We start from the raw sequence: 1,228 nt of genomic DNA, 5'->3' as shown, positions 1-1,228 counted from the left end.
GTCCGGCGCCCCGACGGCTATGTGGCGTGGGCCGCGGAGGAGGCGAGGGAGACGGAGGTGGCGGCGGCGCTCAGGGAGCGGAGGCTGATCTGATCGCGGGGAGGTCGCCCACGGAGTACGTACGTTTAGTTCACCTTAAAGGTCAAGTCGGAAAGATTCGATGGACGTGATGGGTTGGGGGGTGTCACGGTTGTCCCGCACAGACGCACAGACGCACAGACGCACTGACGTACTTGCGCACATGACCACATCCCCGCCCACGCGGGGAGAGAGGCAAGGGATACCCCGTGGCGCTCCTCGACCGGACCCCCACCCCCACCGTCACGGCGTCGTCCGCGAAGCCGGGCGCGGGCCGCCCCATCGGTGTCGGCCTCGCCCTCGCGGCACTCGCCACGGTCGTCTGGTCGGGCAGCTTCGTCACCTCGCGCGCCCTGCACGACACCGTGCCGCCCATCCAGCACGCGTTCTGGCGCTGGATCATCGCCATCGCGGCGGTGGCGCCGTTCGCGGTGCGGGAGGCCTGGCGGCAGCGGCGGGTCCTCCGGCGCCACCTCCGCTTCCTGCTCCTCGCCTCCCTGCTCGGCGTCACCGTCTACAACACCCTCGTGAACCAGGCGGGGATGACCACCAGCGCGGGCAACATGGGCATGATCATGGCGGCCTCGCCCGTGCTGATGGCCGGGTACGAACGGCTCGGCGGCGTCCGGCTCGGGGCGCGCCGTGTGACCGGCATGGCCATCGCCTGCGCCGGTGTCCTGCTCCTGGTCAGCAAGGGCTCGTTGGCCATGGACTTCGCGGTCGGCGACCTGTGGGTCATCGCGGGGGCGCTCTCGTTCGGCTCCTACAGCGCGCTGCTCAAGCGCAGGCCCGCGGAGATCGGCGGGCTGCCCTTCCTCTTCTCGACCTTCGTGCTCGGGGCGCTGATGCTGCTGCCGGTGTTCGTGGCCAGCTACGCCGTCCAGGGCGGCTTCACCCCGACCGTCGGCACCGTCTCGCCGCTCCTGTACGTGGGCGTGGTCTCGTCGGCGGTCGCCTTCTTCGCCTGGAACAAGGCCGTCTCGGTCATCGGCGCGGCCCGCGCCGGGGTCGTCTACTACCTCCAGCCGGTCTGCGTCGCCCTGCTCTCCTTCGCGCTGCTCGGCGAGGCGATGGGATGGCTCCAGGTGCTCTGCATGGGCCTGATCCTGGGCGGGGTCGTGCTGGGCGCGGCCCGCGCGAAGTAGGGCCG

1 protein-coding gene is annotated in these 1,228 nt (G+C 70.9%); it reads left to right on the top strand.

The window, feature by feature from the left end; translation table 11 throughout:
• Positions 1–287: 287 nt before the first annotated feature.
• Complete coding sequence (locus AB8Z36_RS40400) at positions 288–1,223, top strand: DMT family transporter (protein ID WP_369218331.1); 936 nt, start codon at positions 288–290, stop codon at positions 1,221–1,223.
• The last annotated feature ends 5 nt before the right edge of the window (positions 1,224–1,228 follow it).

It is taken from the genome of Streptomyces flavofungini, from assembly GCF_041028215.1.
In the GTDB taxonomy this organism is placed as follows: domain Bacteria; phylum Actinomycetota; class Actinomycetes; order Streptomycetales; family Streptomycetaceae; genus Streptomyces; species Streptomyces flavofungini_B.
This window is presented reverse-complemented; position numbering and strand designations above follow the sequence as displayed.